Below are 9,192 nucleotides of genomic sequence, written 5' to 3'. Positions count from 1 at the left end.
GTGCGACGGGATCGAGCCCCGCTGTTGGTTCATCGAGGAGCAACACGCTGGCTTCCTGTCCCCATGCGGTACAGAGATTGACCTTCACGAGGTTTCCTCGTGACAGCGTGCCGGTGACAGCATCGAGGTCAAGTCGGAGGGTGCGTGCGAGATCCATCGCTCTGGCGGTGTTCCATCGCGGATGCATATGCGCCAGAAAATCGAAATGGCGACGGACGGTATACCACGGCATCGCTTGCAGCGCCGCGCCGACATACGCCACATCTCGGCGTAGCTGCAACCGATCTTCGAGCTGATCGTCCGCGTTGGCGAATCGCACCGCGCCTTGCATGGCGTGCCGTTGCCCAGCCATGAGTGAGAGGAGTGTGCTCTTTCCCGCTCCATTCCTGCCGAGCAGGGCGACGCGCTCGCCTTCGTGCAACACGAGGCTGATCGGGCCGAGCGTGAAGCGCGGGTATCGGGCTGCGAGTTGATCGACGACCAGCATGCGATGTGGTGGCTGGAGTGTGGTGGGAGATGTGTCTGGCTATGGGCCTGGTTCAGACGCGAAACAGCGGCAAGACGACGAGTACGACAGCGACGGCGAGGGCTGCGGGCACGGCGACCTTGGCCCCGGCGGAGATACGCGGGATGAGGTGTCGCGCGAGCAGGACCGTGAAGGCGAGCAGCGCGACGTTCACCGTCTGGGTGACCATCTGCAGGCGGGGCGAGCCACTTGGTACGAGCGCATCGAGTCCCAGTGGCACATGTACAGCGGCCCACATGGCGTTGGGCTGGAGCAGCATCGAAGTGGCATCGACGAGTGCAGGCAGCTCGAGCAGCGGCAACCAGGTGAGCACACCGATGGCGATGGTGCGCATGGCGATGCGGTCGTTCAGCGCACCGGCCACGAGCCAGGCGGTCATGGTGGCAATGAATGCCCGCACGGCGACGATGATGGGTGTGGTGAGTACTCCGATCCGTGCCAGCGGTATCAGCGTCTCGACCTGTCCTGTGAGATCGAACTCGGCGGACCGTTGCATGGCCTGGAGCACGATCCAGGCGATAACGGCGGTAATGCCGACGGCGCTCAAGAAGCGCGGTAGCAGCTGTTCGTATTGGCCACGCGAATCGGCCAGTCGGTGCGAATCACCCAAGGGGGCGGTGGTCATTGGCGTGCTCCGTTGTCGTGAAGCGGGTTGCCGTTCGGCGAGTTGTCGTGAAGCGATTTGTCTGGTGTCGAGTGGCTATCGAGGAGGGCGAGTACGTCGGTCACGCCGAGTGCAGGTACCGGGCGATCAACACTGACAGCTGCCGGGGTGATGCCCACTCGGCTATCCATCTGACGGATGACGACAATCGCGCTTCGCGTGTGGTGGGCGAGTGTATCGAGTTCGGGCCAGGTGCGGTCGGTGTACAGACGGAGGGGTGGAATTCGCGTTCCATAACGCCGCCGTCGGATGAGTACGCGCACGAGGGTGCGGGAGGCGGCACACTCATAACACACCGCCAGTGCGACCGCGTGCGTACCGGCAAACGACGGATCCCGCCTCGTCTGCTGGGCGAGTGTCGTCATGGCAGCGTGGGCGTGAGCGACGTGGGCGGGTATCGCGATGGGGTTCGCGCGCCTCGTCGCAGCGCGCGCATGGTCGGGCTGAGCGAGGAACGCGGCCGCGAGCGCGGCCGACGTTCCCAGCACAGCTGCCGAGGCGTGGGATCGGTTCACCTCAGCGTCCCGCCTGTCATTTGAGCAGTGTCTTGATCGCCGACTCGCAGGCGAGCACGCAGGTGCCCGTCATGGTGCTGAACGCGGCGGGATTGGCGAGCATGATCGGGAGCATGGTGATGCCGCCGCTGTACAGGGTGAGTGTTCCAAGCCCCACGCAGGCCATGCAGTAGAGCTCCTTCCATCCTCGCCCGGTGTCCTGCGGCTGCACCGCGGCGTTGGAGGTCGCCGAGAGTGCCGAGGTGAGCGCAGTCCGAACGGCGACGGTGGGCGGGGGTGTGGTGACCGTCCCGGGTTGTCCAACCAAACCGATAGGGATGGAGGCCGTGGGAGAGGCTATAGTCGGAGACGTGGCGAGGGATCGGTTGCCGGCCGCCGCCTGAACGGGGGTCGCGATGATGAGCGCGATAGCGGCGGTGACCCAGGTGAGGCGATGCAAGAGCGTGCGCATGGGTCAGTCCTCCGCCAGATATGCGATGCACGCGGCGGTACAGGTGACCACGGCACCGCCGCCGGCGACAGCGGATGTTCCGCCGATCATGTACGTGGTCCACACGCCGAGCCATCCTCCGGTGACGAGGGTCACGACGCCGGCTGCGACACAAGCGAGGCAGGTGATGGCTGGGGAGCCGGCACCGACTTCCGTGGTGGCGGTGGTGGTACGCGTGGGGGGCGTGTTGTGGATACTCGCGCGGAGCGGCGTGTTGGCGCCGTTGAGGGCGAGGGTGGCCGCGAGGGCCAGGGCGGACGCAGTATGTCGAAGCAACATGGAGTCCTCCGTTGCGTTGGGAGGTGTGGAAAGAGGCGATCGTCGCGTGGGGCGCGCCGTCGCCGAGTGTCAGTTGTCCCGGGCGGACAACTGCACGCCGTTGCCGGTCCATCGCGCCGAGAATGCAGGCAGCGGTTGTTGGACCAGGCCGACGAGGGGATCGAAGTACGTCACCTGCGTTGGTGACTGGTTGACGAGGAGCACGTAGTGCCCCGGACGCATGAGGGCGATGGCAGGCGGGTGGAGCGGGTACGGGCGCGGCTGTGACTCACCGCGGGCGACGTTGGCGCTCCATCCGAGCTCGCGGAGGGTGTGGGCGAGCGGGTCGAGGGCGACGCCGGACGGGTCGAGCGCAAGGGAGCGGGCCAGCCACGCGCGACTGGGCGCGGGGCGTGCGGCGGTGCGCTGCAGTTCGTTCACAACGGCCAGCGCACAGTCGTTCGGCTCCTGCTGGAGTCGTTCGGTTGGCACCGGCGTGATGGAAGCGCCGAGTGTGCGGAGCTGGGCGCGATGGACGGCGCGGGTGACGCGCATGGGCCAGCGGTCGAATCCGTTGCTCGGGGCGGGTCGGCTGGTCGCTCCCACCGCGTGCGGCAGGCTCCAGCCGATGACGGCGAGCAGGACCAGCACCCGCGTGGATCGTCCGTATGCGATGGTGTGCATGTGCGCGGCCGCTCCCTGGCTGCCCCATGCCGGAGGAGGCTCCGGCGGCATCGGGGCGCGTGGGTGCGCCCGACGCTCGACAACTTGGGAGGGGGCGTGAGCGCGGTGTCATCCGGTTCGTCGGAATGACACCGGCGGCGTCACGAAGCGCGGGCGATCAGGTTTCGCCGAGTCGAAGCCAACGCCGCACCACCGGCGGCTCGAACGTCTGGAGTGCCGCGAGCAGGCGCGCCGGATCGTCGTCCTGCACCAGCCATTCACGTGGGGTGCCGCGCAGGAACCCTTCGCCTTCGAGTTGGGCCAGCAGCGTCAACAGCGGCGTCCAGAACCCGTCGGCATCGAGCAACCCGATCGGCTTGCGATGCACGCCGAGATTGGCCCACGTCCACGTTTCGAAGAACTCTTCGAGCGTCCCGATCCCGCCGGGCATGGTGATGAACGCGTCTGCCAATTCGGCGATCATCGCCTTGCGCTCGTGCATCGAATCGACGACCTGGAGCGCCGTGATGCCGTGATGCGCCACCTCGCGTTCGACCAGCCCGTGCGGCATCACGCCGATGACTTCGCCACCGGCGGCGAGCGCGGCGTCGGCGAGGGCCCCCATCAGCCCGGTGCGGCCGCCGCCGTACACCACGGTGATCCCGCGTTCGGCGAGCAGTGTGCCCAACGCACGCGCCGTGGCGACATAGGCAGGCCGTGCTCCGTCATTGGAGGCACAGTACACGGCCACACGCTGCAGGGGGCGCGCGGTGGTCACGATCGGTGACACGGATGGCGTGGTGGTCATGCGCTCAAGTTTAGCGGATCGGCTCGCCACTCGGCGGCTCGCGCTTCGCGTCGCGAGTGCTCATAATCGGAGATGGCTCAGACGCTTCAGGACTCCGAGTTCCCCACGCTCCGCATCGTCGACCACCCTTTGGTGCGTCACAAGATCACGTTGCTGCGCGACCGCGCCACACCCACCAAGCAATTCAAGGAGCTGGTGGACGAGATCGCCATGCTGATGGCCTACGAGGCCACCCGCGATCTCGCCCTCGAGGCAACGTCGGTGGACACGCCACTCGAAACCACGTCGGGCTGGACGGTGCGCGGCAAGAAGCTCACGCTGGTGCCCATTCTGCGCGCCGGTCTGGGCATGGTCGAGGGCATTCTGCGGCTCATCCCCTCGGCCCGGGTGGGCCACATCGGTCTGTACCGGGATCACGACACGCTCGAGCCGGTCGACTACTACTTCAAGGTGCCGGGCGACGTGTCGGAGCGGGACTTCCTGCTGCTCGATCCGATGCTGGCGACGGGGGGCAGTGCAGCGGCGGCGGTGTCGTCGCTCAAACGGGCCGGTGCCACGCGCATCCGCTTTCTCTGCCTCGTCGCCGCCCCGGAAGGGGTGCGCCGCCTCGCGGCCGCCCATCCCGATGTGCCGGTACTCACGGCGGCACTCGACCGTGAGCTCAACGAACACGGCTACATCCTGCCGGGACTGGGGGATGCGGGGGACCGGCTGTTCGGGACGAGGTAGGGCGGGCGTTGGTTCGGCGGCAAACTGCAGACGGCAGACGGCAGGAACCACAGCACGCAGTTCCGGGGGAGTGGGGTACAACAAAACGGGCGCCACCGCTTCGCGGGGCGCCCGATTTCCTTTGCGGTAGGGACATCGGGAGCCGCGCGCAGCGCTGGCTCCCGCGTTGTTCTTCCGAATTCCTCCCCTACTGCGTGCTGTAGTTCCTGCCGTCTGCCGTCTGCGGTTTGCCGTTTGCGGTTTGCGGTTTGCAGTTTCCCCCGGCAGACGCCTAGGCGAGCCCCGCCTACGTGAACCACTCCCTCGGCTGCACCCGCTGCTGCTCCGCCACTTCCACCACCCAGCTCTGCGCCACCGGCTCGGTCACTTCGTCGGCAACAAGATCAAACCAGTGGTCGGCTTTCTCGTGGTCGCCGATACGACGCCACAGCTCGCCGATCAGGTAGGTGATCACCGCCCGCTCGGCCACCGGCACGCCGCCATACGCATCCAGCGCATCGGCGAAACTCCACGCCGCAAGGCGGCGGAAGTAGCGCTCGGCCTCCGTGTCCCCCTCGTCCACGCAGCACCAGGCTGCACGCAGGTACAGGTCAGCCAGGTAGCGCGCATCATTCCCCTGCCACTCGGCCACCTTGGCCGCGTGCTCATACTTGAGCGAACCCGACGGCAGCGAGGATCGCAACGCCGGCGCGAGCTCCGACCATACCTGTTCCTTCAGCAGATCGCTCGGATCCACGCCCTCGCCGAAGTCCCGGGCCACCCCCGCGTAACCGCAGTGGGTGCACAGGTGCACGAAATAGGGGAGCGGCTGCATTCCCGCCGCCCGCTCGTGGAAGTCCGTGCGCTTCCCGCCATAGCCATTGGTAGCCACGACGGTCTGCGAACGGAATTCCGTTTCGCAGACAGGGCAGGTCAGATCGATGAGATTGAGTGTGGTCATGGCAACCGCCGGGGACAGGTGTTGTCGATCAGTCTCGGCACCCCCCGTCACCGAGTTGAACCCGCCGAGGCGAGTTCTCCACATTCCATGTCGATGGCGTCTTGTTGTGACTTTGCCGGAGGGCTAACTTGCCGCGTCTCACTAATCGCGTGGTTGCCATTCCCCACCGCGTCTCGTTCGGCGAGCGGTACGTGTTTCCCGGCGGGCTCATTTCCCCACCGGTGACACCCTGTCACGATCGCGCCGGCTTCCCGACCCCGGGTCGTTGATGTTGATCAATCTCGTTCCAGATTTTCTCGCCGTCCTCGAAGCCGAAGACCGATTCTCGGCCTATCTCGACTATTTCGAGCGGCACCGGGAGCTCCTGACCGCATACTGGGACAATTACGTCCTCGAGCCGTCCGGTCCGCACTTCGAGGAAGTCATCCGCAATACCGTGGCGGCCGACCGCACGGATCTGCTGACGCTGCTCGCCAACGCCGATGTGGTGACGCTGGCCAAGCAGACCGAGGACAAGGTCCGCATGCTGCTCGATGTCGACGTCCCGTACGACATCGTGCTCATGGTCGGTGTCGGCGCCGCCAACGCCGGTGAGCTGGTTGTGAACGGCCGTGGCGTGGCGTTCGTGTGCCTCGAGCACTTCACCGGTGTGGCCAATCCGGACACCCAGGGGCTCGGCCTCGACCCGGAGCTGATTCCGCTCTGGTTGTCGCACGAGATCACCCACGTCATCCGCTACACGTCGCCCGCGAGCCGCAGCAGCATGCGTGACCTCGTCCAGGACGCCGACGGATATTACTCCTACTGGGAAACCGGCCGTCAGGCCACGCTGCGTGAACTGCTCGTGAACGAAGGCCTCGCCGTGCAGGTCTCCCGGGCCGTAAGCCCCGGACACGCGGCGTGGGAATACTTCGGGTTCGCCCGCCGCCAGTACGCGCGCACCCGTGAGATCGAGCCCATTCTCGCCCGCGCTGCCGGCCGTGATTTCGAACGCGCCGGACTCGGCCTGCGGCTGCGCTACCTCTCCGGCGGCATGAGCGACGAAGCGCGCACCGTCGACCGCGTCATCCTCCCCGAGCGCGCCGGCTATTTCCTCGGCGCCCGCATGGTCGAAGCCGCCATCGCCGCCCGCGGATTCTCGTGGAGCGTGAGAGCGAACGCGCACGAGATCGCGACGGCCGGAGAACCGATCGCGGAGCGGCCGCGACTCACGGTGGTCAGCTGAGCGCTCAGCGCTGAGACTCGAGAGTACCGCGTGAGAAGAGAGCGGCCAGCGTGAGAGACGAGCTCTGATAGAAGCGAGAGGGCAGTGGTTTCGAGTTGAGAAGTCAGGGTGGCACCCTCTCGCTTCTCACTTCGAAAACACTGCCCTCTCGCTTCTATCCGAGCTCACTTCTCATTCTCACCCTTCGCGTCTCATTCTCGATTCTCGGGTCGCGGGTCTCAGATCTGAGCCGTCACTTCCCGATACAGAAGTCCCGGAAGACCCTGTCCAGTACCTCTTCCGTCTCCACCGTCCCAATGAGTTCCGCAATCGCTTCGCGCGCCGTGTGCAGGTGCACCGCGGCCACCGGCGCCGGGAGCGCGCCGGCCTCCCATGCGCGCACGAACTCGGCCACTTCGTCGCGCGCGGTCGTGAGCCCCACACGGTGACGCTCGCGGGTGACGATCACGGAATCGTGTGGTGACGCGGGGGTGGTATGCGCTACCACCGCATCGATGCGCGTCAGCAGATCGTCCAGCCCCGCGCCGCTCTCGGCGCTCACCTTCACGCTCTCGCCGTCGTGCACCAGGTCGTCTCTTTGGTGCAGGTCACTCTTGGTGAGCACCGGAATCACGGCCGCCGTCGTACGCTCGCGCACCACCTGCACGGTGTGAGCGACATCGTGCGGTTCGGCCCCGCACGCCAGCACCACCTGCGCTTGCGCGAGATAGCGCCCGCTCACTTCGATACCGAGCTTCTCCACCTCGTCGTCGGTGTCACGCAGCCCCGCGGTGTCGACTAGGCGCAGCGGGAGCGCGCCACCACGATCGAGCAGCGCCTCGATCGCATCGCGCGTGGTGCCGGGCACAGCCGTCACGATGGCCCGTGCATCGCCAAGCAGCGCATTGAACAGACTCGACTTGCCGGCGTTGGGTGGCCCGGCAATCACCACGAGCACTCCGTCGCGCACCATCGCACCGCGTGGGGCGGTGCGCAGCAGCGCGTCGAGCCCGTCGAGCAGCACCGTGGCCGCGGCGCCGATGCGCGCTGGCGCGATGGGACCGTCGTCTTCCTCGGGGAAGTCGATGTCGTACGCGATCAGCGCCTCGAGGTGAATCACATCGTCGCGCAGGGCGAGCAGACGGCGTGACAAACCGCCGTCGAGCTGCGCCAGTGCCTGTCGCTGCATGGCTTGTGTGCGAGCATCCACGAGATCGGCCACCGCTTCAGCCTGAAGCAGATCCATCCGCCCGTTCAGCACGGCGCGCCGTGTGAATTCCCCCGGATACGCGAGACGCGCACCGGCCGCCACACACGCGGCCACGACGCGCTGTGGTGACACGAGACCGCCGTGCGTGGCCAATTCCACCACGTCCTCACCCGTGTACGACTGCGGAGCCACAAAGGCCGTGACGAGCGCCTGATCAATCGTGTCGCCGCTCACCGGATCGCGTACGGTGATCAACTGCGCGCGACGCGCGAGCACATCACCACCCGATGTGCCGCCAAACGCACCGAGGGCGCGCGCGATAGATATCGCGCGCGCCCCCGACAGTCGTACCAGTGCTACCGCGCCACGCCCTGAAGCCGTGGCGACCGCCACGATCGTGTCGTCGTCGCCAGGGAGCAGCGCCGTCATCCCCGCGTCATCCCCGCACGATCGGCTTACGCCGTTCCTGCGAAATGAGCCACTGCTGCGGCAACGACGCGAGGTTCTGGATGAAGTAGTACAGGTTCAATCCCGAGGCCATGCTGAAGAAGAACACGAGCATGACCGCCGGCATGACATACATCATCGTCTTCTGATTCGGGTCGGACTTCATGCCGCGCATGCCGATCCACGACATGAGCATCGTGGTCGCCGCCACCAGAATCGGAATGATGTAGTACGGGTCCTTCACCGAGATATCGGGGAACCACAGGAACGACACACCGCGGAACTCGATGGTGTTCTGGAACACGAAGAAGAGCGCGAAGAACACCGGCAGCGGGATCAGCATCGGCAGGCACCCCGACAGCGAACTGAACGGGCTCATGCCGTGCTCTTTGTACATCTGCATCATGGCCTGCTGCTGCTTCTGCGGGTCGTTCTTGTAGCGCTGCTGGATCGCTTGCATTTCCGGCTGGATGCGCTGCATCGCCATCTGGCTTCGCATGGCGCGCTGGTTGAGCGGCCACAGCAGAATACGGATGGCCACACCGAAGATCACGAGGATCCAGCCGTACGACAGACCGAGGGTGGCCTTCATCCACAGCAGCAGGCGAATGACCATCGTGGCGAACGGCTGCACGATGCCCTGAATCCAGCCGCCGTACGGATTCGACGTTTCGAATTGACGGCCGAGCGCGAGCAGCCGCTTGAACTCCTGCGGGCCCACGTACACTTCGAAGGCCG

At 66.2% G+C, this 9,192-nt stretch carries 12 protein-coding genes; 2 read left to right on the top strand and 10 right to left on the bottom strand.

Annotated features, from left to right (window positions below; all coding sequences use genetic code 11):
* The 7 genes from ACIQ6O_RS08915 to ACIQ6O_RS08885 all read right to left on the bottom strand — a co-directional run.
* The coding region (locus tag ACIQ6O_RS08915) for an ATP-binding cassette domain-containing protein (RefSeq protein ID WP_396207431.1) at positions 1–487 on the bottom strand (487 nt) is incomplete at its 3' end.
* A 52-nt stretch (positions 488–539) separates the two neighbouring features.
* A complete protein-coding gene (locus ACIQ6O_RS08910; RefSeq protein ID WP_396207430.1) occupies positions 540–1,151 on the bottom strand; it encodes a hypothetical protein in 612 nt (203 codons plus the stop codon).
* The gene (locus tag ACIQ6O_RS08905) at positions 1,148–1,555 is read right to left on the bottom strand and encodes a hypothetical protein (protein WP_396207429.1); all 408 of its coding nucleotides are present in this window, start codon (positions 1,553–1,555) and stop codon (positions 1,148–1,150) included. The genes ACIQ6O_RS08910 and ACIQ6O_RS08905 overlap by 4 nt, the downstream gene beginning before the upstream one ends.
* Positions 1,556–1,721: 166 nt before the next feature.
* Positions 1,722–2,156, bottom strand: coding sequence for a hypothetical protein (locus tag ACIQ6O_RS08900; protein WP_396207428.1), 435 nt, complete (start codon positions 2,154–2,156; stop codon positions 1,722–1,724).
* Positions 2,157–2,159: 3 nt separating this feature from the next.
* The gene (locus ACIQ6O_RS08895; protein WP_396207427.1) at positions 2,160–2,474 is read right to left on the bottom strand and encodes a hypothetical protein; all 315 of its coding nucleotides are present in this window, start codon (positions 2,472–2,474) and stop codon (positions 2,160–2,162) included.
* Between the two features lie 69 nt (positions 2,475–2,543).
* On the bottom strand, positions 2,544–3,137 hold the full coding sequence (locus ACIQ6O_RS08890; RefSeq protein ID WP_396207426.1) for a cysteine peptidase family C39 domain-containing protein: 594 nt from the start codon (positions 3,135–3,137) through the stop codon (positions 2,544–2,546).
* Positions 3,138–3,294: 157 nt separating this feature from the next.
* A complete protein-coding gene (locus tag ACIQ6O_RS08885) occupies positions 3,295–3,924 on the bottom strand; it encodes a TIGR00730 family Rossman fold protein (RefSeq protein WP_396207425.1) in 630 nt (209 codons plus the stop codon).
* Positions 3,925–3,996: 72 nt separating this feature from the next.
* Here ACIQ6O_RS08885 and upp point away from each other — a divergent pair, with 72 nt between their 5' ends.
* Entirely contained in the window at positions 3,997–4,653 is a 657-nt protein-coding gene (gene upp / locus ACIQ6O_RS08880; RefSeq protein WP_396207424.1) for a uracil phosphoribosyltransferase, read from the top strand.
* A gap of 286 nt (positions 4,654–4,939) precedes the next feature.
* Here the strand turns inward: upp and ACIQ6O_RS08875 are convergent, their stop codons facing one another.
* The gene (locus ACIQ6O_RS08875) at positions 4,940–5,593 is read right to left on the bottom strand and encodes a DUF2225 domain-containing protein (RefSeq protein ID WP_396207423.1); all 654 of its coding nucleotides are present in this window, start codon (positions 5,591–5,593) and stop codon (positions 4,940–4,942) included.
* Positions 5,594–5,861: 268 nt separating this feature from the next.
* On the opposite strand from ACIQ6O_RS08875, the gene ACIQ6O_RS08870 reads away from it, so the two are divergent.
* The gene (locus tag ACIQ6O_RS08870) at positions 5,862–6,818 is read left to right on the top strand and encodes a hypothetical protein (protein ID WP_396207422.1); all 957 of its coding nucleotides are present in this window, start codon (positions 5,862–5,864) and stop codon (positions 6,816–6,818) included.
* A gap of 232 nt (positions 6,819–7,050) precedes the next feature.
* Here ACIQ6O_RS08870 and mnmE read toward each other — a convergent pair whose 3' ends face one another.
* Positions 7,051–8,436: a tRNA uridine-5-carboxymethylaminomethyl(34) synthesis GTPase MnmE gene (gene mnmE, locus ACIQ6O_RS08865; protein ID WP_396207421.1), complete on the bottom strand. Its 1,386-nt coding sequence runs from the start codon at positions 8,434–8,436 to the stop codon at positions 7,051–7,053.
* Positions 8,437–8,443: 7 nt separating this feature from the next.
* A partial coding sequence (locus ACIQ6O_RS08860) for a YidC/Oxa1 family membrane protein insertase (RefSeq protein ID WP_396207420.1) occupies positions 8,444–9,192 on the bottom strand: 749 nt, incomplete at its 5' end.

The organism is Gemmatimonas sp. (genome assembly GCF_044345575.1).
Lineage (GTDB): Bacteria > Gemmatimonadota > Gemmatimonadetes > Gemmatimonadales > Gemmatimonadaceae > Gemmatimonas.
This window is presented reverse-complemented; position numbering and strand designations above follow the sequence as displayed.